The organism is Streptomyces sp. NPDC034049 (genome assembly GCF_055575575.1).
This window is the reverse complement of record NZ_JBVISJ010000005.1, coordinates 507,459-527,590: the sequence shown is the minus strand read 5'-3', so window position 1 is coordinate 527,590 and position 20,132 is coordinate 507,459. Positions and strand designations below refer to the sequence as shown.

Below are 20,132 nucleotides of genomic sequence, written 5' to 3'. Positions count from 1 at the left end.
CGAGCCCTCTTGTGTGCCCGGCTGCACCCGGACGCGCCCGGTCCGGGGCGCCGCCGACGGGGCGCGCGGGGGCGCGTTCACCTGCGGATCATCGAGAGCCGCTTGCACTCGACCATGCCGAGTGCTAATCATTGGCGTTAGCACTCTGAAGGTGAGAGTGACAACGAAGGACCGGGTCGGTGAGGCCCGCAGGCCAGGTGGGGCAAGGAACCACGAGGCAGGCGAGCCGTCCGTCGCGGGCGCGGGCGCGGTCCGAAGGAATCACCCCCAGTCCTGGAGGGACCACTTCACATGGCCAAGATCATCGCGTTCGACGAGGAGGCGCGGCGCGGCCTCGAGCGCGGCATGAACCAGCTCGCGGACGCCGTCAAGGTGACGCTCGGCCCCAAGGGCCGGAACGTCGTCCTCGAGAAGAAGTGGGGCGCCCCCACGATCACCAACGATGGTGTCTCCATCGCCAAGGAGATCGAGCTCGAGGACCCGTACGAGAAGATCGGCGCCGAGCTGGTCAAGGAAGTCGCCAAGAAGACGGACGACGTCGCCGGTGACGGTACGACCACCGCGACCGTTCTCGCCCAGGCCCTGGTCAAGGAAGGCCTGCGCAACGTAGCCGCCGGCGCCAACCCGATGGCCCTCAAGCGCGGCATCGAGAAGGCCGTCGAGGCCGTCTCCGGTGCGCTGCTCGACCAGGCCAAGGAGGTCGAGACCAAGGAGCAGATCGCCTCCACGGCCTCCATCTCCGCCGCCGACACCCAGATCGGCGAGCTCATCGCCGAGGCCATGGACAAGGTCGGCAAGGAAGGCGTCATCACCGTCGAGGAGTCGCAGACCTTCGGTCTGGAGCTCGAGCTCACCGAGGGCATGCGCTTCGACAAGGGCTACATCTCGGCGTACTTCGCGACCGACATGGAGCGCATGGAGGCGGTCCTGGAGGACCCCTACATCCTCATCGCCAACTCCAAGGTCACCAACGTCAAGGACCTGCTCCCGCTCCTGGAGAAGGTCATGCAGGGCGGCAAGCCGCTGCTGATCATCGCCGAGGACGTCGAGGGCGAGGCCCTGTCGACCCTGGTCGTCAACAAGATCCGTGGCACCTTCAAGTCCGTCGCCGTCAAGGCCCCGGGCTTCGGTGACCGCCGCAAGGCCATGCTCGGCGACATCGCCATCCTCACGGGCGGCGAGGTCATCTCCGAGGAGGTCGGCCTCAAGCTGGAGAACGCGACCCTGGACCTCCTGGGCCGCGCCCGCAAGGTCGTCATCACCAAGGACGAGACCACCATCGTCGACGGTGCCGGTGACACCGACCAGGTCCAGGGCCGGGTCAACCAGATCCGCGCCGAGATCGAGAACAGCGACTCGGACTACGACCGCGAGAAGCTCCAGGAGCGCCTGGCGAAGCTCGCGGGCGGCGTGGCCGTCATCAAGGCCGGTGCCGCGACCGAGGTGGAGCTCAAGGAGCGCAAGCACCGCATCGAGGACGCCGTTCGCAACGCGAAGGCGGCCGTCGAGGAGGGCATCGTCGCCGGTGGTGGCGTGGCCCTGCTCCAGGCTTCCACGGTCTTCGAGAAGCTGGACCTGGAGGGTGACGAGGCGACCGGCGCCAACGCCGTGAAGCTCGCCCTGGAGGCCCCGCTCAAGCAGATCGCCGTCAACGGCGGCCTCGAGGGTGGCGTCATCGTCGAGAAGGTGCGCAACCTGCCCGTCGGCCACGGTCTGAACGCCGCGACCGGTGAGTACGTCGACATGATCGCCGAAGGCATCATCGACCCGGCGAAGGTGACCCGCTCTGCCCTGCAGAACGCCGCCTCCATCGCCGCGCTCTTCCTCACCACCGAGGCCGTCATCGCCGACAAGCCGGAGAAGGCCGCCGCGCCGGCCGGCGGCGGCATGCCGGGCGGTGACATGGACTTCTGATCGACCCCGGTCGATCACCGTCCTTCAGTACCGAGGGCGGCACCCCCTGGACGCGGGGGGTGCCGCCCTCGGGCGTGTCCGGGGTCACACCGGCATCGTCGCGTCGGTGGAATGCCGGGACGGCTGGGGAGGTTGTGCGAGGAGAAGCTATATGCGTGCGCATGGAATGCATCCCGCTCACTCCGTCGGCGCCCGCATCCCTTGACCCTTGAGGAGTCTCCACGTGACCACCGCCCCCACCGCCTCCGTTCCCGTTCCCGCGTCCCGGGCCGCCGAGGTGTTGGCTCGGCCCGTGCAGATCAATGGGCTGACCGTGCCGAACCGGATCGCGATGGCGCCGATGACGCGGACGTTCTCGCCTGGTGGGGTGCCCGGGGCGGACGTGGCCTCGTACTACGGGCGGCGGGCGGCCGCGGGTGTCGGGCTGATCGTGACCGAGGGGACGTACGTCGGGCACGAGACGGCGGGGGATCTCGACCGGGTGCCCCGGTTCGCCGGTGAGGAGCAGCTCGCCGGGTGGGCGAAGGTCGCCGAGGCCGTGCACGCCGGGGGCGGCACGATCGTGCCGCAGCTGTGGCACATCGGGGCCGTCCGGCAGCAGGGCAAGCTCTTCCCGGAGGCGCCCGTGTTCGGCCCGTCCGGGCTGCGGCTCGACGGCACCCCGGCCGAGGGCGGCCGGGCCATGACGCAGGCCGACATCGACGAGGTCATCGCGGCCTTCGCCAAGTCCGCCGCCGAGGCCGAGCGCATCGGCATGGACGGCGTCGAGATCCACGGCGCCCACGGCTACCTGATCGACCAGTTCCTCTGGGAGGGCACCAACCGCCGTACGGACGCCTACGGCGGTGACCCGGTCGCCCGCGTGAAGTTCGCGGCGGAGATCGTGGCGGCCGTACGGGACTCCGTCTCCGCCGGCTTCCCCGTCATCTTCCGCTACTCGCAGTGGAAGCAGGAGGCGTACGACGCGCGCCTCGCGGAGACGCCCCAGGAGCTGGAGGCGGTGCTGAGCCCGCTGGTCGCGGCCGGTGTCGACGCCTTCCACGCGTCCACGCGCCGCTACTGGCAGGCGGAGTTCGAGGGGTCCGAGCTGAACCTCGCGGGCTGGACGAAGAAGCTCACCGGCAAGCCCACCATCACGGTCGGCTCGGTCGGCCTGGACGGGGAGTTCCTCGCCGCGTTCGCCGGCGAGAACGCGTCGACGAAGGCGATCGACGATCTGCTGGACGGGCTGGAGGCCGAGGAGTTCGACCTCGTCGCCGTGGGCCGTGCGCTGCTCCAGGACCCCGAGTGGGCGGCGAAGGTGCTCGACGGCCGCTTCGACGAGCTGAAGGCGTTCGAGCCGTCGGCGCTGGCCTCGCTCAGCTGAGTCGCCGCCGGGTGAGCCGTCGCGGGAGCCGCCGCCGGGACGGGGATCTTTCGCCAAGTCTCCCCAGTACCCGGCGGTAGCGAGCCAATTCCGTCATAAGTGTCGTTGTAGTGTCGTGGCACAGCGCCGTCGGCGCCCCAACTCCGTTGATGACAACGGTAGTTGGGGCGCCGACGTGCTGATCATCCCATGATGGTCCCCTTCCCCCACGAATCGGACGAGATCCCATGGCACGACACAAGCTCACCCTCAAGCACAAGCGGTTCATCGCGGCCGGTGCCGCCGTCGCGGCGATCGCCGGCGGCCTCGGCGTCGCCGCGAACGCGGGCGCCAGCGAGACGGTCGAGAAGCAGACGGTCGAGAAGAAGGCGCCGGTGGCGAAGGTCGTCGTGAAGACGGTGTTCGCCCCGGCCGCCACCGCCGACGTGGCGCCCGCCGTCACCTACGACACCGCGCTGGTGCCGGTCGCGGGCCGGGTGCAGGTCAAGGAGGAGCTGCGGCGCGACGGCGGCACGCGGATCGAGCTGCGGCTGCGGGACCTCGCCGCGAACCGTGTCTACGGCGCGCACGTCCACACCAAGCCGTGCGGCGAGCTGCCCGCCGACGCCGGGCCGCACTACCAGGACGAGCTGGACCCGAAGCAGCCGTCCGTCGACCCCGCGTACGCCAACCCCGAGAACGAGGTGTGGCTGGACGTGCGGACCAACGAGGACGGTTCGGCGCGTTCGATCGCTGCCGTCGACTGGCGCTTCCGGGACGGCGGAGCCCGTTCGGTGGTCCTGCACACGGCGGCCACCTCCACCCACGAGGGCCACGCGGGGACGGCCGGGGCTCGGCTGGCCTGCGTGAACGTGCCCTTCAAGTAGGAGTCCCGGGTCCGCGACCCACGGGTGCGGACCTCTCCCCGGGCCGGGGAACTCACGGGTGCGGACGTCAGTTGGTTGATTTGGGCAAGCTTGTGGTTCGAGTGAGCCGGGGCAATCGCTGCCGCACCCGTGAGGAGTCGACGCATGACGTCAGCTGATGGACTTGTCGTACGCACCGTGGCCGGAGCCGTGCGCGGGCGGGAGGAGGGCGGGCTCACCGTCTTCCGGGGTATCCCGTTCGCCGAACCCCCGGTGGGGGAGGCCCGCTTCGGCGCGCCCCGGCCCGCATCGGCCTGGGAAGGGACCAGGGAGGCGTACGCCTTCGGTCCGCCGCCCCCGCAGGAGTCGGGCTTCCAGGGCATGGGCGCGCCGGGCGGGCCCGCGGGCGACCTGGGCGACGACTGGCTGACCGTCAACGTCTGGACGCCCGAGGCGGACCCGGCCGCCCGCCGCCCGGTGATGGTGTGGATCTACGGCGGTGCCTACAAGCTCGGCCATTCCGGCAGCCCCGGTTACGACGCGCGGCACCTCGCGCGCGCCGGCGACCTGGTCGTCGTCACCTTCAACTACCGCGTCGGGATCGAGGGCTTCACGAGTTTCGACGGGGCGCCCGCGAACCGGGGTCTGCTGGACCAGGTCGCCGCGCTGGAGTGGGTGCGGGACAACATCACGGCGTTCGGTGGCGACCCCGGCCAGGTAACGGTCTTCGGGGAGTCGGCGGGCGCGGGGTCCGTCGCCTCGCTGCTGGCCATGCCGCGTGCCCGGGGTCTGTTCCGGCGGGCCGTCGCGCAGAGCGTGCCCGGCACCTTCTTCTCCGACGAGCTCGCCCGGGACATCGCGGCCGAGATAGCCGAGGAGGCGGGCCTGCCGCCGACGGCCGCCGCCCTGTCCACCGTCGACCCGCGTCAACTCACCTCGGCCGGTGAGGCGTTGGGGGCGCGGATGGCGAAGTACGAGGACCGGTGGGGCCAGGCGGCGCCCACCGTCACGCCGTTCTCGCCGGTCGTCGACGGCGAGATACTGCCGTGCACCCCCTGGGAGGCGCTGGCGGCGGGCGCGGCTCGGGACGTGGAGCTGATGGTCGGCCACAACCGGGACGAGTACCAGCTTTTCCTCGTCCTCGCCGGTCAGCTCGACGCGATCGGCGAGGACCGGGCGGACTGGGCGCTGCGCACGTTCGCGCCCGGCCCGGACGGCGCGCGCGCCTATCGCGCGGCCTACCCGGACGCCACGCCGAGCGAGCTCTACACCCGGGTGCAGACGGACTGGCTGTTCAGCATGCCCACCCTCCGGCTGGCCGAGGCGCAGATCGCCGGTGGCGGCCGGGCGCACCTTTACGAACTGACCTGGCCGGCCCCCGGCTACGGAGGCGTGCTCGGCGCGTGCCACGGCCTGGACATCCCCTTGCTCTTCGGCACGTACGAGGCGGACCTCGGCCAGCTGCTGTTCGCGGGCAGCGGGGTCCCGCCGGAGGCCAGGGCGCTGACCGACCGCTTCCAGAGGTCATGGACGGCGTTCGCGCGGACGGGGGAGCCGGGCTGGCCGGCGTACGAGGTCCCGGGTGCCGGTCGGGGCGAAGACGCCGGGGACGGTGGTCGGCTGACGCAGGTGCTGGATGTGCAGCCGGAGGTGCGGCCGTATCCGGAGGAGGTCTCGCGCCGGCTGTGGGAGGGGCACGAGTTCGCGGCGCTACCACTGCTGCGATGAGCGTGCGGTGTCCGGGGTCATGGTGTCGTCTCCTGCCTCCGGGCGTCCTGAGATTCGTGCCGTTGCCGGTGCATCGCGGCGCGGATCTCCGCCGCGCGGGCGTGGATCGTGGAGGAGGAGAGGGGCGCGTCGGGGTGGCGGGCCGGAGCGCGTTCGCCTCGGCACGCGCCGCAGACGCCGCCCGCCAGGGCTTCCGGGCGGCCCGGGGCGCGGCAGTGGGCGCATTCCAGCATGCGGAGGGGAGGGCGTGAGGGGTCTGGCTCCGGGGTGCGTTCCGGCACCGGCACCGGTTCAGGCGGGAGCTTGTCGCGCAGGCGGGTGCGGATGAGGGCGGCCGGGCTGTGGACGGGGGTGGGGAGCCCGCTGGTGAGGGCCCGGCGTACGGACTCGTCGGTGGCGCCGCGCTCGAACCACGGCGTCAGGAGCGGGGCCAGGGCCACGCAGTCGGCCTGGGAGAGGGACAGGGCCGGGGCCGTACGGCCGAGGGCGGCGAGCAGGATGTGGGCGCGGGTCCGGGTGGAGGAGCCGGTGGGGCGGGCTCGGACCGGTTCGTCGTCCGGTACGTCTCCCCGGGTGAACCTCGCCCACCAGGTGTCGTCGCGCGCGGTACGGGAGAACCACGTTCGGGTGATCCACTGCGCCGTCCCCGACTTGGTCGTCAGGTGTTCGCGGCCCCGGCGCAAGTGACCCGCGTCCTGGATCCTGTTGAGGGCCGTGCGCAGGGCACATTGGCCGTACGGCAGCTCCTTGGCCAGCGTTTTCACGCTGATGTCGGCGCCGTCGGGGAGACGGTCGATGTACGCGGCGATCGCTGCCTCGCGGGGTGGGAGTGCGGCGAAGTCGTGGGCCGTGCGCGGGTGTTGGCCGGGGGTGGCTCGCTTGCCGTAGCCCGGGGAGGCCATGGGATGGGGGCGCGGAGGGTGCGGGTCCGCGTGCGCGGGCAGGGTGGCGGCACTAGAGTTGGCAGCAGCCATGGGGATCGAACTCTCGCGTTTCTTCGATCTCGTAGGTCAAGCCCCCGCAGGTGTTGGTAGCACCTGGCGGGGGCTGTTTCGTCTGGGGGCACCGTATCAGCACCGTCACGGTGCGTGGCAACTCGAACGCGTGCCGTCAACTTGCCGGGTGGGAGGGTGGGTTGAGGCCCATTCCCGTTCCGAAAAAAGAGTGCTCGGGGCTGATGGCTTGAGCTTCGGGGCCGGGTCCCGCCGCGCGTCAGCCCATGCTCTTCGCGCCGTCCAGGGACTCCCGGATGATGTCCGCGTGGCCGGCGTGCTGCGCGGTCTCGGCGGCGATGTGCAGCAGCACCCTGCGGGCCGACCAGCTCGCCTCCCCCTCGAACCACGGGGCCTTCGGCAGCGGGTGCGACGCGTTCAGGTCGGGCAGCGTGGTCACGAGTTCGTCCGTCCGGTCGGCCACCTCGGCGTACTCCGCGAGCACGTCGGTCAGCGTCTCGCCGGGCAGCATGCGGAACTCGTCGGCGCGCTTGGCCCAGTCGGCCTCGGTCATGGCGGTGAAGTCGGGCATCGTCGAGGGGCCGTCCACGATGAACGCGGCCCAGTTCCGTTCCACCGAGGTGACGTGCTTGATCAGGCCGCCGAGGCACAGTTCGCTGGCCGTGGTGCGTCGGCCGGCCTGCTCGTCGGTGAGGTCGCGGGTGGTGAAGCGGAGGAAGTGGCGCTGCTTGGCGAGGGTTTCCAGGAGGTCGGCGCGCTCGCCGGTGGGCAGGGCGGGGGCGGGGGTGTTCGTCGTGGTGTTCATGGCTTCACAGTAGGAGCCATGTAGGTCAGATCCTGACCTCTTGGCGGGTCAGTCGCGCTTCAGATTCTCGATGAAGAAGGACCAACTCTCCGCCCGGAACACGAGCTTCGGGCCGAGGGGGTTCTTGGAGTCGCGCACGGGGATGTGGGGGGAGGGGGAGGGGTGGGCGAGGTGGACTTCGAGGCAGTTGCCGCCGTCGCCGCCGCTGTAGCTCGACTTGTGCCAGCGGGCAACCTCCAGGCAGTTTCCGCCACTGCCGCCGCTGTAGCTGGACTTGTGCCAAGTGGCCGAGCCCAGGTCGTACTCAGGAGTGCTCCTCATGCGCATAATCCTGGGCCATTGCTTCGAGCATGACCAGGGAGTTCTCCGGCGGTAGCGCGGCGGCGGTGAGGAACTCGAAGGTGCGTCGCTGGTGGCGGACGGTAGCGGGGTCGTCCTCCAGGCGGCCGGTGCCGACACCCTCGTAATAGACGAGCGGAGGCGCCTCCGTGAAGTCCATCAACTTGATGGAGCCCTCCATCGACGCGTGGGCGCCCGAGTTGAAGGGCAGCACCTGCACGATCGCCCGGCTCTGGTGGATCATCCCGGCGATGTGCTTTAGGGCCTCGGCCATCACCTTGGGCCCGCCCGTGGCGCGGCGCAACGAGGCCTCGTCCAGGACCACCCACAACAAGGGGTCTGCTGGATCGTCGAGGATACGGACGCGCTCCATTCTGGCCGTCACCAGTTCGTCGATCACTCTCTGCGGTGCCGTCGGCTGGTACGCGCGGAACACGGCGCGTGCGTACTCCGCTGTCTGGAGCAACCCGGGGATCAGCAGCGGCGCGTACTCCCTGATTTCCGTGGCCTCCGCTTCCGCGTCCGCCGCTTCCGCGAAGTGCTCCGGATACTTGGACTTCGCGGTGGCCTGGCAGTTCCGTAGGAAGAAGTCCCCCGTGTCCAGGGCGACATCGATCAGGCGGGCGATCTCCGGCTGCATGCGCCGTACCGCCGCCTCCAGTTGGCCCACGAACGAACCGCTCACGAAGAGCCGTTGGCCCAGATCCTCCTGGCTCAGCTCTGCCCGCTCTCTCGCGTGGCGCAGCTCCGCGCCCAGGAGTGCCCGGGGCGACGACGACGGGTCGAGGTCCTTCGGTCCTGGCATGGGTGTCACTCCCTGTGCAGCAGTCCCCTTGTTGGGGCGGCGTGTCTGGCCAGGTTAGGGCCGTGTCGGACACGCTGTGTGGTGAATCGGCAACCCAGCGTGGAGGAGCGGGCGACGTGAAGAACAGAGCGGTGAACGGGCGGCGGCGGCGCAACTCCGCGTTCTCGACGGAGGACGCCGTGGAGCAGCTCGACCAGGCCCTGCGCGGGGTCGGGATCATCCTGCCGTCCCTGCGCGTCGATCCGATCACCGGTGCCAGTGAACTGCCGTATCCGCTCGTGGAGTTGGGCCGCTGCAACCTCCAGGTCGCCGCCCAGCTCGCCGGCGTGCTGCGCAAGGCGGCCGAGACGTGACCGCTCCGCAGGGCTCGCGGTCGTACGCCGTGGACGTACGGGACGGGCGGCTCGGTGAGGTGATGGGGCGCGAGGGCGGTTACGTGCAGTTGCGGCCGGTCGGGGGCGGGCGGGAGTGGGACTGCCCGCCGGGGTCGCTGCGCGAGGCCACGCCGGGGGAGGTGCTGCGCGCCCGGGTGCGACGGGTCAACGCGGAGGGGCGGCTGCCGTGCTGAGCGGGACCCCCGGGTGCCCGGGGCCGCTCACATGTTCCCCAGTGGTTCGATGTCCACCCGGACCGGCTCGCCCCAGATGCGGGTCACGTCGTAGTCGGTGAACTCCTGGACCAGGCGGTAGGCGAGGGCGGGGCGGGGGCCGCGGCGCTGGGCGGCGAGGTACAGCTCGGCCTCGCGGCGGTCGCGGCGGGGGGTGCCGCAGAGCTGCCAGACCTGGCCGTTCCACGCTTCCGGGAGCCAGCGCTGCTGGGGTTCGGGGCGGTCGTCCCGTACGCCGTAGCGGGAGGGGGTCGGGGTGGTGGGGCCGGTGGGGCGGGGCTGGCCGTAGCTGTCGTTCAGCTGGGTGCGGCGGGCGGCGCGGCGGCGGGTCTCGCAGAGCAGGCAGCGGTCGGGGGCCTCCTCGTCCACCGGGCCGCTGGGGTGCTCGGCGCAGCGGGTGGTGGGGGCGGCCCTCGTGACCGTCTCGTCCAGCAGCTCCAGGGCTCGCTTGAGGTCGGCCTTGACCTCGTGGAGGCGGGCGTCGGGGGTGTCGGCGGTCAGTGCCTCACCGTGCTCCCCGAGGACCCGCAGGGCACGGCCGAGGGCGGTGAGCTGGGCGTGGTTCATGGTGGTGGTCTCACCCCGGGTGGTGTGCGCGCGGACGGTCTGCTGACTTCTGACCTATGCAGGGTGCCATGCGGCACCGACAACCCTCCGATCCCCCTGGCGGCTCGGCCGTCCCGGCCGTTGAGGTCTATGTACACTCGATGAGCGGGTGGATGGGAAACATGTACATGGGTGGAGGGTGGCATGTCTCTGACGCACATCGATATCGACGACGAGGCGCTGGAGACCGCGAAGCGTCTGGGCGGGCACCGGACGAAGACCGCCGCGGTCGCGAAGGCGCTGGAGGAGTACAACCTGCGGCTGCTGCGTGCCGCCGCCTATGACAAGTACTTCGAGCTCGCCCAGGAGTGGGACATCGAGGGGGCGGAGGCCGCGCACCGCGCGGACAAGGAGGCCCACCGCACGTGAGCGGTTACCTGCTGGACTCGTCGGCCCTGCGGCGCCTGCTCCGGAATCGGCATCTGCATGAGGCCTGGCGCCCGATCGTCATGGACGGCGACATCCGGTCGTGCTACCCGCAGCGGGCGGAGTTCCTCCGGTCGGCACGCGGCCTCAAGGAGTACGAGGCCTACAGCGCGATGTTCACGGAGCTCTACGACGACATCTCCGTCCCGAAGAACGCGCACCACTGGATCGGCGGTCTCCAGCTGAGGGCCGCCGAGCGAGGGGAGCACCAGGCGCTGTCCGCGGTCGATCTCCAGATCTGTGCCACCGCCGCTCACCACGGTCTGGTCGTCCTGCACGACGACAGGGACTTCGTGACAGCTGCTCGCCTGGCGGTCGAACTGAGGCAGCTCAACGTGCATCAGGGGCCGCTGTAGGGTGCCGCCGCGCGCGTCTCAGCGTGACATCGCCGTCGCCAGGGCTGCTCTCAGGTGGCCCTCGTTCTCTGTCAGGAGGCGGGTGGCCGTGGGGGCGTCGACGCCGCTCAGGATGGTGAGGATGGCGTTCTTGACCTGGCCGTTCGAGGCGGTGAGGGCTTTCTCGATCTCGTCGTCCGTCGCGCCGGTGGCGAGGGCGACGATGCGGTGGGAGCGGGCGCGGAGCTTGTCGTTGGTGGCCCGGACGTCGACCATCAGGTTTCCGTAGGTCTTGCCCAGGCGGATCATGGTGATCGTCGAGAACATGTTGAGGACGAGCTTCTGGGCCGTGCCCGCCTTGAGGCGGGTGGAGCCGGTGACCAGCTCCGGCCCGACGACGATCTCGATGCCGTGCTCGGCCGCCGCGGCGAGGGCGCTGGCCGCGTTGCAGGACAGGCCGACGGTGAGCGCGCCGGCCGCGCGTGCGTGCTCCACGGCGCCCACCGCGTACGGGGTGCGGCCCGAGGCAGAGACGCCGACCACCGTGTCGTCGGGGGTCAGGGCGAGGGCGTCGAGGTCGGTGCGGGCCAGGTCCGCCGAGTCCTCCGCGCCCTCGATCGAGGTGACCATGGCCTCCCGGCCGCCCGCGATCAGGCCCACGACCTGCGTCGGGGCCGTGTTGAACGTGGGCGGGCACTCGGACGCGTCCAGCACGCCCAGGCGGCCCGCCGTCCCGGCGCCCGCGTAGATCAGCCGGCCGCCGCGGCCCATCCGCTCCGCGATCGCGTCGATCGCCGCCGCGATCAGCGGCAACTGCGCGGCCACGGCCGTCGGCACCGCCGCGTCCTCGGTGTTCATCAGCTTGGCGATGTCGAGCGTCGGAAGCTGATCGATGTCGGCGAGCTCCGGCCGGAACGCCTCGGTCGTCAACGACTCCAACTCGGCCCGGACGGCGAGGTGGTTGGGGAGGGCGAGGGCGTCGGGGAGGCCGGAGGGGTCGGGGAGGGCGGAGGCGTCCGGGAGCCCGGAGGGGTCGGGGAGGCCTTGGCCGTGGGGGAGACCGGGGCCGTCGGGGAGGCCGGGGCCGTCGGGGAGGCCGGAGCTGCCGAGGAGGGCGGCGGAGTCCGGGAGCCGGGAGGGATCGGGGACGTCGGAGGTGTTGGGGACGGCGGGGCTGCTCGGACGGTGGGAGGCGTCGGGGAGGCCGCCGGGCGTACCGGGGAGGCCGCCGGGCGTACCGGGGAGGTCGGAAGCGGCCGGGGCGTCGGTGGGGAGCGGAAGGTCGGTGGAGGGCGGGAGGGCGGAGGTTTCCCGGGGGGTGGGGGGCATGGCGACTCATTCCGTGCGGTGGAGCGACTGTGCCTTCGGGGTGGACGCCTCGGTGGTCCGGGGGACGCCCCGGTGGTCCAGGCGGTCGGCGCGGACTTCGTGGGCGTCGGCCCGGCTACCGCGAGGGGCCCCCGATCCGATGCCGGTGGGCCAGCGCCTCGTACGATGCCGACAGTGCCGGCGCGGCCGACTCGTACGTCCGTTGCGCTACGCCGACGAACAGGCAGTCCACGACCAGCAGTTGACTCGTCCGGGACGACATCGCCGCCGGTCGCAGCTCGCTCTCCCGTGCCGTGGACGTGGTCAGGACGTGGTCGGCGTACTGGGAGACCGGGCCGTCGGGGCGGCCGGTGATCGCGACCGTCGTCGCCCCGTGGTCGAAGGCGACCCGCAGCGGCTCGATCACGTCACCCGTGGAGCCGGAGTGGGTGATCGCCACGGCCACGTCCTTCGCGCGGAGCTGCACCGCGTTGGTGACGGCGAGGTGCGGATCGCTGTGCGCCTGGGCTATCAGCCCTATGCGGAGCAGCTTCTGCGTGAGGTCCTGGGCGACCAGCCCGGACGCCCCCACCCCGTACACATCGATGCGCCGGGCCCCGGCGAGCGCTCCGACCGCCGCGCCGAGCTGGCCCATGTCGAGTCCGGCCGCCGTGTCCGCGAGGGTCTGCTGCTCGTCGTACGCGAGCTTGGCCACCACGTCGGGCAGCGGGTCGTCCACCGCGATGTCGGCCGTGACCGAGGGCGCGCGGCCCGACTGCTGGTGGGCGGCGAGACCGGCGAGGGCGAGGCGCAGGTCGCGGTAGCCGGGGTAGCCGAGGATGCGGGCGGTGCGGACCACCGTCGCCTCGCTGGTGCCGGTGAGTTCGGCGAGGCCGGTGACGGTGAGCGCCGCGCACGCGGCCGGGTCGTTCGCCACGGCCTCCGCGACGCGCTGCATGGAGCGGGTCATGGAGGGCGCCAGCGTCCGCACCTTCGCCGCGAGGGCGGCGGGGGCGGGCGGCGCGGCCGTGGTGGACGCCGGGGAGAAAATTTCCTTCACGTCATCGCTCACATCTTGAAAGATATTTTCCGCCGGGGTGGATGGTCAAGGGCCGCACAATGGATGCATGAGTACCGGTAGTGACCCCGTGAGCACCCTTGAGCAGACGCTGCACGCCGCCCGTGCCCTCGTGCTCGCCGATCTGGTGTCCGGGCAGGTCGCCGAGGCGGACATCGTCTCGATGGTCGAGGACTCCGTCGCACAGCGCCGCTGGTGGGTCGAGCAGTGGCCGGACGGCGCGGAGTACGTCGCCGGGCTCGTCGCCCAGGACGTCCAGGACGCCCTGCTCGAACGGTACGGCCGCTGGCCCCTGTGCCCGGTCTGCGGTGACGGTGACCCGCACGCGCTCGACGTGGAGCCGGAGCTCGGGCCCGATCCGCAGTGGGTGTGTCACAAGGCGGGGGTGCGGGTCGCGGCGCTGGGCGCGCTGGGCGGGGCGGCGTCCTCGTGACCCTCTACATCGACCCGCCCACCTGGCCGGGGCACGGGCGGATGTGGTCCCACCTCGTGAGCGACGTGTCCTTCGACGAACTGCACGCGTTCGCCCGGGAGGCGGGCGTCCCCGAGCGCGCCTTCGAGCGCGACCACTACGACATCCCGTCCCACCGGTACGCGGAGGTCGTGCGGGCGGGTGCGGTCGAGGTGGGGTCGAAGGAGCTGCTGCGCAGACTGACGGCAGCGGGGCTGCGCCGGCCGAAGCGGCGGGGGACGGCGGCTTCGGCCTGAGGGCACGGCCCGTACGGTCAGTCGACGAAGACCGGCTCCATCCCCTTCCACCAGGTGATCAGGGTCCTCGGGTCGCCTCCCATCACCTGGAAGATGGCGTTCCGGTCGTAGTAGGTGCAGACGATCACGTACTGGGTGCCGTTGGGCGTGTAGCAGGACATGTCGCCGGTGGGCCCGCCGGAGTCCGACTCGTACCAGGAGCCGCGCACGTTCCACATCTGTGAGCAGTCGCCCTCCTGGAGGGTGCCGCCGTAGGCCAGGTAGACCTCCTGCTGCTTGCTCCGGGACGGATACACGGCGACGCTCGCCTTCGTCGTGACCTCGCCCATGGTGACGCTCTCCGTGGTCACCGTGCAGGTCACGGCGGCGTCGGAGCCCGGCGCGATCTCGCTCACGCAGCTCTCGCGCGTCCACTGGCTGTCGTTGAGCGAGTCGCGCAGGTCGCGCTCGGCGGTGGTGAGGCCGTCGTCGGTGCTTCCGTCGCCGCCGCTGTCGTCGCCGCCGCTGTCGGCACCGGAGTCCGTGCCGCCGGAGTCCGTCCCGCTCGTGTCCGTGCCGCCGGCGGTCGCGCCCGCCGTGCCGCCGGAATCGGTGCCCTCCGTGTCGCCGCCGTCCGTCCCGCCTGTTGTCGTGGTGCTGCCGGAGGTCGTGCCGCCGGAGGTCGTGCCGGAGGTCGTGCCGCCGGTCGTGCCGCCGTTCGAGCCGCCGCCCCTGTCCGCTGTCGTCGCCGTCACCACGAAGCCGATCACCGTGAGCACGCTGCTGACGACCAGGCTGATCATGGCGATACGGACGCTCCGGCGTCCGTGATCGCCGTCCGGGTCCGGCACCGGAGGCCCCGGCGGCGGTGTGGGCTGACTCATCGCGATCCCCCGATCCCCCGACGCGCGCCCCCGACGCACGCGAGCGCGCACGACGCTTTCGCGCCGCGATGACGGCATTCGCGCCGCCGTGACCGAATTATCGGGACTGCGACAGGGCCCCGGACAGGGGATACGGCAAGAAACCGGAGCGGTTGGGCCCGGCGTACGTCAGGCGCGCAGACGGAGTTCGTACGCGAACTGCTCCCCGTCCTCCCCGTCACCCCAGTCGTCGCTCACCTTGTCGAATCCGGCGCGCGAAACCACGTTCTGCGAAGGGGTGTTGGCCTTCTCGACGACCGCGAACAGCGACCGTACATCTCCCTGCTCCCGGTTCCGCTCCCGCGCCCAGGCCGTCAGCGCGCCCACCGCCTCGGTCATGTAACCGCGCCCGCGCGCCCCCTCCACCAGGTCGTACCCGATCTCGACGCGGCCCTCCTCGTCCGGCGCCCCGTGGTAGCCGAGCGCGCCGACGGCCAGCCCGTCCTCCCTGCGCACGAGCACGAACATGCCCCACTCCGGCCGGTGCACCCCCGCCTCGTACGCCTGGAACACCAGGCCCGCGCCGACCCGGGTCCCGTCGACCGGGCCGCCCACGATCCAGTCGAAGCCGCCGGTGCCGCCCTCGGCGAGATCGGCCGCGGCGGCCGGGTGCACGCCCTGGAGGACGAGCCGCTCGGCGTCGATGTGCAACGGGTTGCTCCACTTCCACTCCGTGACGGGCGCCCGGCCCGGCAGATCGCCCCGGCCGGTGGCCCACAGCAGCGTCGTCCAGGGGTCGTCACCGGGTCTGACGTGCGGGAAGAGGCGGGCGAGCACGGTCTCCGGCAGTCCGAGCCCGGCGGGCGGCACGGCCGCGGACACCGGCAGCCCGAGACCCTCCACGATGTCGTGCGTGTGCAGCAGCACCTCGGCGACGCCCATCGCCGCGAAGCCGTCGCGGTCGGCGGCGCGGAACGGGTACGGGTGGAAGGCACGGACCGAGCGCGGGGTGGTGCGGACGACGGCGGTGAGCAGGGCGCCGGTCGTCCGGATCACCTCCAGCAGGTCGGCGTTGTTCTCGCACTCCGACATCTCGATCTCGAACGGTGCCCAGCGGGTCGTCGGCCGCCCCGCCAACTGCCCCGCGTAGGCGATCAGGTCGGACGCGATGTGCTCGGCGGTCTCCCGGCAGTCCCAGTCCAGCCGCCCGGCCTTGACGCCCTTCCAGTCCCGTTCGGCCACCGCCCCCAGCACCGCGAGGCTGTGCTCGACGGCTTCCCGCACCTGTTCCCCACCCATGTGTCGCATGGCGGTGAGGATAGGTGGGCTCAGGCCTTCGTACGTACCGGATTTACGGTGCCCGCACCCGCGCCCGCGTCGGCGCTGTCACTGCTCCCGGCCACCCGGCGGGAGGCCCGCGTCCGCTGGTGCAGACGGAGCGAGACGGCGGTCGTGCCGATGGCGGCCGCGGTGAGGGCGCCGCCCGCCCAGGCCGTGGCGGCGAAGCCCTGGCCCGCGTCGATGACGACCCCGCCGATCCAGGGGCCACCGGTGTTGCCGAGGTTGAACGCGGCGGTCGTGGTGGCACCGGCCAGGGTCGGGGCGGCGCCGGCGACGTTGAACAGGCGGGCGTTGAGGGCGGGGGCGGTGTAGAAGCAGGACACCCCGAGGAGGAAGGAGAGGAGCACCGCGGCGACGGCGTACTGGGCGAGCAGCGCCAGGGCGACGAGCAGGACCGTGGAGGCGGCGGTCCCGCTGAGCAGCACCCCGAAGAGGTGCGCGTCCGCGAACCGGCCCCCGACCGCCGTGCCGATCAGCGCCCCGATCCCGAACAGCGCGAGCACCGTCGGCACCCAGCCGGCGTCCAGGCCGGAGACGTCCGTGAGCAGCGGCGCGAGATAGCTGAACGCGCAGAAGACGCCACCGGCGGCGAGCGCCACGACGGCGATGGAGAGCCACACCTGTCCGTCCCGGTAGATCCGGACCTCCTGGGCGAGCCGGGGCCGCTCGTCGGGCAGCGGGATGGCCGGGACGAGCGTGACGACGCCGACCAGCGCGATCGCCGAGGCCACCGCCACCGCCCAGAACGCCGACCGCCATCCGAAGTGCTCCCCGAGGAACGCGCCCGCCGGTACGCCCAGCACGTTCGCGATCGACAAGCCGCCGATCATGATGGCCAGGGCGCGGGCACGGGCGTTGACGGGCACCATGGCGACGGCCACGGCCGCCCCGACCGCCCAGAACCCCGCGCAGGCGAGTGCGCTCACGATCCGGGAGGCGAAGAGGACGGCGTAGGTGGGGGCGAGGGCGCCGGCGATCTGTCCGAGGCCGAAGACGGTGATCAGGCTGACGAGGGTCGTGCGGCGCGGCAGCCGCAGGGTCGCCACGGCCAGCAGGGGCGCCCCGACGACCATCCCGACCGCGAACGCCGAGATCAGCAGCCCCGCCCGGGGAATGGACACGTCCATGTCCTCGGCGATGGGTGGCAACAGCCCCGACAGCATGAACTCGCTGGTCCCGAGCGCGAAGACGGCGAGACCGAGGACGTAGACGGACAGGGGTACGCGGAAGCGGGCGGCGGGGTCAGGAGCGGCGGCGGAAGAGGGCATATCCCTGGGCAACCGGCTCCCTCGGGACCGCATTCCCCCACGTGCCGCTCGTCCCACCGACCGAGACGGCTGACGGTTCTCAGCCGTCGGTTCTCAGCCCGTGGGTTGTCAGCCCGTCGGTTGTCAGTCGTGGGTTGTCAGCCCGTCGGTTGTCAGCCGTGGTTTCCCGTCCGCCCTGTCGGTGCCGTCAGCTCCGCCAGTTCCGACCGCAGGTTCTCCCGGGCCCGGTCCTCCCACTCCCGCTGTCCGTACGGCGTCCTGAACAGCCGTGGCAGGTCGAGGAGTTGACGCAGCACCGCCGTGCGGCCCGTGCGGAACGCGTCGTCCGGGACGAAGCCGTACTCCTCCCGTACGGCGGCGGCGTACGCGGCGTACGCCGCCGGCGGTGACGCCAGGATCGCGAGGTCCGCGTCGCACAGCACCTGCCCGTTGGGGTCGTCGTCGGCCGGATCGTGCGTGACGGTGAGCCGCACCAGCCGCGCCACCTCCGCCGTCCGCTCCTCCGGCACCCCCGCCTCCCGCAGCGCCCGCTCCGCGAGCCGCGCCGACCGCTCCTCGTTCTCCGACCGCTCCGGCAGATACACCGCGTCGTGGAACCAGGCGGCCAGCCGGACGAGGTCCGGGTCCGCCGCGTGGTCCTCCAGCACCTCGATACGGTCCAGCACCGCCGTGAGGTGGTCGAGGGTGTGGTACTTCCGCTGCGGCTCGGCCCACCGCGCGATCAGGGCGTCGGCGTACGGGAGCGGCGCGGGATCGCAGGCCCCGTCCCGCGCCGACAGCAGCGCGGGCAGCCAGCGGTGGCGCAGGGCCGTACGCCGGCTCTCGTCGACACCGGGCGGGCCGGGGGTCTCGGGCGTGGTCTCGGGGTCGGGCATGCACGCATTGTGCCGTGTGTGCACTCAGCGGCCCTCTCCCTCTAGCGTGGAGGGCATGACGACTGTGGCTGATACGCACGATGTACGGGACCCCGGACTCCCCGCGCGGCTGCTGGCCGGGGAGCGGGACGCGCTGGTGCCGCTGTTGCGGGCGCGGCCGGAGGGCGACTTCGGGGCGGCGACCTGTTGTCCGGGGTGGAGTGTGCGGGACGTGCTGGCGCACTGCGCGGCCGCGCTGTCCCGCGTGGTGGAGGGCCGGTTCGAGAAGGGCGTGTTCAGCCCGGAGGCGAACGACCGCGACATCGCCGAGCGGCACGAGTGGCCCGTCGCACGGATCGTGGACGAGCTGGAGCGTGGCATGACCGAGGCGGGCCCGGTCATCGCCGAGGCCGATGGCTCCCTGGACGGCCTCGCCCTCGGCGAGTGGGTGCACGCCGGTGACGTCCGAGAGGCGTGGGGCCTGCCCGGAGCGTACGGCGGCCCCCAACTCGGCCTCGCCGTCGAGCTGTTGACCCACCTCACCCGGGTCCGCGGCACCCGCCCGCTGCACGCCGACCTCGACGACACCGACACACCCCTGCTGCTCGGCGCCCCCAGCGGCGACGCCCCGCCCGCCCGTTACATCGGCGACGCCCCCACCCTCGTACGCCTCTACTCGGGGCGCCGCCCGCCGACCGGTACGTCGTACGAGCTGGCGGGCGCCACCGAGGCCGAGCTGAACCTCTACGCGTGAGCGCCGGGGATCAGCCCCACAGCGACTTGAACCTCGCCGCGTAGCCCTTGTCCTGGCCCGCCGTGTTCGGGTGGAAGGTCGCGGCCGATTCGGTGAGGTTCAGTCCGTGGATCCACGGGTCCGTGCCGCACGCCCCGTGGCCGGTGAACTGCCCCCGCATGTCGACGAAGTGGACACCCGCGTCGGCCGCCGCCTTCCGCCCGCCCTCCGCGAGCGCGTCGGCCGGCCCGTTCATCCCGGCGCGCTTCGTGGCGCTCAGCTCGACCGGGGAGCACGTACCGGTCGTGGACAGCGCCTGCGGGTAGCCGAAGACGAGGATCAGGGCCTTCGGCGACCGGGCCTTGATGCCCTGCTTCGGCATGGGGCAACTCCCTCTCGGACAGCCGGTCTTGTTGTTGCGCGCCGGATCGAGGGTAGACGCGGACAGTGGTCGACCGCGTGCTGAACGTGACGATCGCATCCAACGGTGCGGGTTGTTGGTAAATTGGACTAGACCTGTTGTCGTCACGCGAAGCCCGACGGAAGGGGCCCCATGACCACGCGCGCGCTTCTGGAGGTGATCGCCCTCGACGCCGAGGACGCCGTCGCCGCCCAGGCCGGAGGTGCCGACCGGCTGGAGCTGGTGGCGGACATGGCGGCCGACGGGCTCAGCCCGACGGTCGCGACGTTCGTGGAGGTGCAGGCGGCCGTCGACATCCCCGTACGGGTCATGCTGCGGCTCGCGGACGGGTTCGCGGCGGGGCGGGTGGACGCGCTGGTGCGGATCGCGTGCGACATGCGGGCCGCCGGGGCGGAGGAGTTCGTGCTCGGGTTCCTCGGGGAGGACGGTGGACCGGACCTGGACGCCGTGGAACGGGTGGTCGCCGAGCTGGACGGGCGGCCGTGGACGTTCCACCGGGCGATCGACCGTGCCGCCGACCGGGACGCCCTGCGTAAGCAGCTCGCGGACCTGCCGGGGCTGGACACCTATCTGACGGCGGGGTCGGCGCGGGGCGTGGACGACGGTGTGCCGGTCCTGCTGGCGGAGGCCGTGAGACGTGGGGACCCCGGCTACACGCAACGCCTCATGATCGGCGGTGGTCTCCGCCTCAGCCACCTCTCCCGGCTGCGCGCCGCCCGGATCGACGCCTTCCACATCGGTGGCGCGGCCCGTCCCGGGGGCTGGACCGCGCCGGTCGAGGCCGAGGCCGTACGCGCCTGGCGTACGGCCCTGGACGTGCGCATCGGCCGCGCGACGGCTTCACGCTGAG

24 protein-coding genes are annotated in these 20,132 nt (G+C 72.1%); 12 read left to right on the top strand and 12 right to left on the bottom strand.

Going from position 1 to position 20,132, the window contains the following annotated elements:
- Window positions 1–291 precede the first annotated feature (291 nt).
- The 4 genes from groL (at window position 292) to ACZ52C_RS18500 (ending at window position 5,853) form a co-directional block, all read left to right on the top strand.
- Window positions 292–1,914: a chaperonin GroEL gene (gene groL, locus ACZ52C_RS18515; RefSeq protein ID WP_469075708.1), complete on the top strand. Its 1,623-nt coding sequence runs from the start codon at window positions 292–294 to the stop codon at window positions 1,912–1,914.
- A 223-nt stretch (window positions 1,915–2,137) separates the two neighbouring features.
- Complete coding sequence (locus ACZ52C_RS18510; RefSeq protein ID WP_469075707.1) at window positions 2,138–3,280, top strand: NADH:flavin oxidoreductase; 1,143 nt, start codon at window positions 2,138–2,140, stop codon at window positions 3,278–3,280.
- A gap of 227 nt (window positions 3,281–3,507) precedes the next feature.
- Window positions 3,508–4,146: a superoxide dismutase family protein gene (locus ACZ52C_RS18505; protein ID WP_469075706.1), complete on the top strand. Its 639-nt coding sequence runs from the start codon at window positions 3,508–3,510 to the stop codon at window positions 4,144–4,146.
- 144 nt (window positions 4,147–4,290) lie between these two features.
- Complete coding sequence (locus ACZ52C_RS18500) at window positions 4,291–5,853, top strand: carboxylesterase/lipase family protein (protein ID WP_469075705.1); 1,563 nt, start codon at window positions 4,291–4,293, stop codon at window positions 5,851–5,853.
- A 17-nt stretch (window positions 5,854–5,870) separates the two neighbouring features.
- On the opposite strand, the gene ACZ52C_RS18495 is transcribed toward ACZ52C_RS18500, so the two are convergent.
- The 4 genes from ACZ52C_RS18495 to ACZ52C_RS18480 all read right to left on the bottom strand — a co-directional run bounded on the left by ACZ52C_RS18495 (window position 5,871) and on the right by ACZ52C_RS18480 (window position 8,755).
- Window positions 5,871–6,755 carry a hypothetical protein gene (locus ACZ52C_RS18495; protein WP_469075704.1) on the bottom strand — a complete coding sequence of 295 codons (885 nt, stop codon included), beginning with the start codon at window positions 6,753–6,755 and terminating at the stop codon, window positions 5,871–5,873.
- 310 nt (window positions 6,756–7,065) lie between these two features.
- The gene (locus tag ACZ52C_RS18490; protein ID WP_469075703.1) at window positions 7,066–7,611 is read right to left on the bottom strand and encodes a DinB family protein; all 546 of its coding nucleotides are present in this window, start codon (window positions 7,609–7,611) and stop codon (window positions 7,066–7,068) included.
- 48 nt (window positions 7,612–7,659) lie between these two features.
- On the bottom strand, window positions 7,660–7,932 hold the full coding sequence (locus tag ACZ52C_RS18485; RefSeq protein WP_469075702.1) for a DUF397 domain-containing protein: 273 nt from the start codon (window positions 7,930–7,932) through the stop codon (window positions 7,660–7,662).
- Window positions 7,916–8,755 carry a helix-turn-helix domain-containing protein gene (locus ACZ52C_RS18480; RefSeq protein WP_469075701.1) on the bottom strand — a complete coding sequence of 280 codons (840 nt, stop codon included), beginning with the start codon at window positions 8,753–8,755 and terminating at the stop codon, window positions 7,916–7,918. Before ACZ52C_RS18480 ends, ACZ52C_RS18485 begins: the two co-directional genes overlap by 17 nt.
- A gap of 116 nt (window positions 8,756–8,871) precedes the next feature.
- Here ACZ52C_RS18480 and ACZ52C_RS18475 point away from each other — a divergent pair, with 116 nt between their 5' ends.
- On the top strand, window positions 8,872–9,108 hold the full coding sequence (locus tag ACZ52C_RS18475) for a hypothetical protein (protein WP_469075700.1): 237 nt from the start codon (window positions 8,872–8,874) through the stop codon (window positions 9,106–9,108).
- A complete protein-coding gene (locus ACZ52C_RS18470) occupies window positions 9,105–9,323 on the top strand; it encodes a hypothetical protein (RefSeq protein WP_045556013.1) in 219 nt (72 codons plus the stop codon). Before ACZ52C_RS18475 ends, ACZ52C_RS18470 begins: the two co-directional genes overlap by 4 nt.
- A gap of 27 nt (window positions 9,324–9,350) precedes the next feature.
- Here the strand turns inward: ACZ52C_RS18470 and ACZ52C_RS18465 are convergent, their stop codons facing one another.
- Window positions 9,351–9,929 carry a hypothetical protein gene (locus tag ACZ52C_RS18465; protein WP_192332411.1) on the bottom strand — a complete coding sequence of 193 codons (579 nt, stop codon included), beginning with the start codon at window positions 9,927–9,929 and terminating at the stop codon, window positions 9,351–9,353.
- 183 nt (window positions 9,930–10,112) lie between these two features.
- Between ACZ52C_RS18465 and ACZ52C_RS18460 the strand changes: the two genes are divergently transcribed.
- Together ACZ52C_RS18460 and ACZ52C_RS18455 are read left to right on the top strand one after the other, a co-directional pair.
- Window positions 10,113–10,337, top strand: coding sequence for a type II toxin-antitoxin system VapB family antitoxin (locus tag ACZ52C_RS18460; RefSeq protein WP_469075699.1), 225 nt, complete (start codon window positions 10,113–10,115; stop codon window positions 10,335–10,337).
- Window positions 10,334–10,750 (top strand): PIN domain-containing protein, encoded by a 417-nt coding sequence (locus ACZ52C_RS18455; RefSeq protein WP_469075698.1) that lies wholly within the window; start codon window positions 10,334–10,336, stop codon window positions 10,748–10,750. The genes ACZ52C_RS18460 and ACZ52C_RS18455 overlap by 4 nt, the downstream gene beginning before the upstream one ends.
- A gap of 18 nt (window positions 10,751–10,768) precedes the next feature.
- On the opposite strand, the gene murQ is transcribed toward ACZ52C_RS18455, so the two are convergent.
- Both murQ and ACZ52C_RS18445 read right to left on the bottom strand, forming a co-directional pair.
- Window positions 10,769–11,668: an N-acetylmuramic acid 6-phosphate etherase gene (murQ, locus tag ACZ52C_RS18450; protein ID WP_469075777.1), complete on the bottom strand. Its 900-nt coding sequence runs from the start codon at window positions 11,666–11,668 to the stop codon at window positions 10,769–10,771.
- Window positions 11,669–12,173: 505 nt separating this feature from the next.
- Window positions 12,174–13,109, bottom strand: coding sequence for a MurR/RpiR family transcriptional regulator (locus ACZ52C_RS18445; RefSeq protein ID WP_319105213.1), 936 nt, complete (start codon window positions 13,107–13,109; stop codon window positions 12,174–12,176).
- Between the two features lie 55 nt (window positions 13,110–13,164).
- Between ACZ52C_RS18445 and ACZ52C_RS18440 the strand changes: the two genes are divergently transcribed.
- Window positions 13,165–13,548: a hypothetical protein gene (locus ACZ52C_RS18440; RefSeq protein ID WP_469075697.1), complete on the top strand. Its 384-nt coding sequence runs from the start codon at window positions 13,165–13,167 to the stop codon at window positions 13,546–13,548.
- Window positions 13,545–13,823, top strand: a complete 279-nt coding sequence (locus ACZ52C_RS18435) for a DUF4031 domain-containing protein (RefSeq protein ID WP_469075696.1) — start codon at window positions 13,545–13,547, stop codon at window positions 13,821–13,823. Before ACZ52C_RS18440 ends, ACZ52C_RS18435 begins: the two co-directional genes overlap by 4 nt.
- 17 nt (window positions 13,824–13,840) lie before the next feature.
- Here ACZ52C_RS18435 and ACZ52C_RS18430 read toward each other — a convergent pair whose 3' ends face one another.
- The 4 genes from ACZ52C_RS18430 to ACZ52C_RS18415 form a co-directional block, all read right to left on the bottom strand.
- Window positions 13,841–14,686, bottom strand: a complete 846-nt coding sequence (locus tag ACZ52C_RS18430) for a hypothetical protein (RefSeq protein WP_469075695.1) — start codon at window positions 14,684–14,686, stop codon at window positions 13,841–13,843.
- A 168-nt stretch (window positions 14,687–14,854) separates the two neighbouring features.
- Window positions 14,855–15,964 (bottom strand): GNAT family N-acetyltransferase, encoded by a 1,110-nt coding sequence (locus ACZ52C_RS18425; RefSeq protein WP_469075776.1) that lies wholly within the window; start codon window positions 15,962–15,964, stop codon window positions 14,855–14,857.
- A gap of 29 nt (window positions 15,965–15,993) precedes the next feature.
- Entirely contained in the window at window positions 15,994–17,274 is a 1,281-nt protein-coding gene (locus tag ACZ52C_RS18420; RefSeq protein WP_469075694.1) for a Cmx/CmrA family chloramphenicol efflux MFS transporter, read from the bottom strand.
- Window positions 17,275–17,426: 152 nt separating this feature from the next.
- Window positions 17,427–18,149, bottom strand: a complete 723-nt coding sequence (locus ACZ52C_RS18415; protein ID WP_469075693.1) for an HD domain-containing protein — start codon at window positions 18,147–18,149, stop codon at window positions 17,427–17,429.
- 55 nt (window positions 18,150–18,204) lie between these two features.
- Between ACZ52C_RS18415 and ACZ52C_RS18410 the strand changes: the two genes are divergently transcribed.
- On the top strand, window positions 18,205–18,882 hold the full coding sequence (locus ACZ52C_RS18410) for a maleylpyruvate isomerase family mycothiol-dependent enzyme (RefSeq protein WP_469075692.1): 678 nt from the start codon (window positions 18,205–18,207) through the stop codon (window positions 18,880–18,882).
- A 10-nt stretch (window positions 18,883–18,892) separates the two neighbouring features.
- Here the strand turns inward: ACZ52C_RS18410 and ACZ52C_RS18405 are convergent, their stop codons facing one another.
- On the bottom strand, window positions 18,893–19,243 hold the full coding sequence (locus tag ACZ52C_RS18405; RefSeq protein WP_469075691.1) for an SGNH/GDSL hydrolase family protein: 351 nt from the start codon (window positions 19,241–19,243) through the stop codon (window positions 18,893–18,895).
- Window positions 19,244–19,414: 171 nt separating this feature from the next.
- Between ACZ52C_RS18405 and ACZ52C_RS18400 the strand changes: the two genes are divergently transcribed.
- Window positions 19,415–20,131, top strand: coding sequence for a copper homeostasis protein CutC (locus ACZ52C_RS18400; protein ID WP_469075690.1), 717 nt, complete (start codon window positions 19,415–19,417; stop codon window positions 20,129–20,131).
- Window position 20,132 lies beyond the last annotated feature (1 nt).

Coding starts and splice junctions, on each gene's coding strand:
- groL (WP_469075708.1), top strand. CDS start 292: ATGGCCAAGATCATCGCGTTCGACGAGGAGGCGCGGCGCGGCCTCGAG.
- ACZ52C_RS18505 (WP_469075706.1), top strand. CDS start 3,508: ATGGCACGACACAAGCTCACCCTCAAGCACAAGCGGTTCATCGCGGCC.
- ACZ52C_RS18500 (WP_469075705.1), top strand. CDS start 4,291: ATGACGTCAGCTGATGGACTTGTCGTACGCACCGTGGCCGGAGCCGTG.
- ACZ52C_RS18495 (WP_469075704.1), bottom strand. CDS start 6,755: ATGGCCTCCCCGGGCTACGGCAAGCGAGCCACCCCCGGCCAACACCCG.
- ACZ52C_RS18490 (WP_469075703.1), bottom strand. CDS start 7,611: ATGAACACCACGACGAACACCCCCGCCCCCGCCCTGCCCACCGGCGAG.
- ACZ52C_RS18485 (WP_469075702.1), bottom strand. CDS start 7,932: ATGAGGAGCACTCCTGAGTACGACCTGGGCTCGGCCACTTGGCACAAG.
- ACZ52C_RS18480 (WP_469075701.1), bottom strand. CDS start 8,755: ATGCCAGGACCGAAGGACCTCGACCCGTCGTCGTCGCCCCGGGCACTC.
- ACZ52C_RS18465 (WP_192332411.1), bottom strand. CDS start 9,929: ATGAACCACGCCCAGCTCACCGCCCTCGGCCGTGCCCTGCGGGTCCTC.
- ACZ52C_RS18460 (WP_469075699.1), top strand. CDS start 10,113: ATGTCTCTGACGCACATCGATATCGACGACGAGGCGCTGGAGACCGCG.
- ACZ52C_RS18440 (WP_469075697.1), top strand. CDS start 13,165: ATGAGTACCGGTAGTGACCCCGTGAGCACCCTTGAGCAGACGCTGCAC.
- ACZ52C_RS18430 (WP_469075695.1), bottom strand. CDS start 14,686: ATGAGTCAGCCCACACCGCCGCCGGGGCCTCCGGTGCCGGACCCGGAC.
- ACZ52C_RS18425 (WP_469075776.1), bottom strand. CDS start 15,964: ATGGGTGGGGAACAGGTGCGGGAAGCCGTCGAGCACAGCCTCGCGGTG.
- ACZ52C_RS18420 (WP_469075694.1), bottom strand. CDS start 17,274: ATGCCCTCTTCCGCCGCCGCTCCTGACCCCGCCGCCCGCTTCCGCGTA.
- ACZ52C_RS18415 (WP_469075693.1), bottom strand. CDS start 18,149: ATGCCCGACCCCGAGACCACGCCCGAGACCCCCGGCCCGCCCGGTGTC.
- ACZ52C_RS18410 (WP_469075692.1), top strand. CDS start 18,205: ATGACGACTGTGGCTGATACGCACGATGTACGGGACCCCGGACTCCCC.
- ACZ52C_RS18405 (WP_469075691.1), bottom strand. CDS start 19,243: ATGCCGAAGCAGGGCATCAAGGCCCGGTCGCCGAAGGCCCTGATCCTC.
- ACZ52C_RS18400 (WP_469075690.1), top strand. CDS start 19,415: ATGACCACGCGCGCGCTTCTGGAGGTGATCGCCCTCGACGCCGAGGAC.